The sequence below is a fragment of the Clostridium pacaense genome (assembly GCF_020709765.2).
In the GTDB taxonomy this organism is placed as follows: domain Bacteria; phylum Bacillota; class Clostridia; order Lachnospirales; family Lachnospiraceae; genus Enterocloster; species Enterocloster hominis.
The window spans coordinates 1-292 of record NZ_JAJFEB020000103.1; the positions used below are offsets into that span (position 1 = coordinate 1).

At 51.0% G+C, this 292-nt stretch carries 1 protein-coding gene; it reads right to left on the reverse strand.

The features are described from left to right. Positions 1 to 292 (reverse strand): site-specific integrase (locus tag LK536_RS58675; protein ID WP_506092319.1); only part of this gene is annotated, 292 nt, incomplete at both ends.

Consider the following 292-nt stretch of genomic DNA (forward strand, 5'->3'; position numbering starts at 1 on the left):
GGTCCAGGTTATAGCGGCAGGCGTAAGTCTTTAACTGCGCCCGGATTCCCGAGATGGAGATACAGCATCCCATATGGCTGAGGAACAGGGGACCGGAGTGCCTTCCCTCTGCCTCACGCCAGTGTATGGCGTTTTTCTGCAGGGAGGATGGGATATAGATGCGTCTCATTTTGTTCCCCTTTGAATAAATATCCTTGTATCCCTGGTATACATCCCTGACCTCAAACAGCACCAGTTCACTGACCCGGACACCTGTGGCCGTGATGAATCGTATGATGAAGTAAAAGGTGTA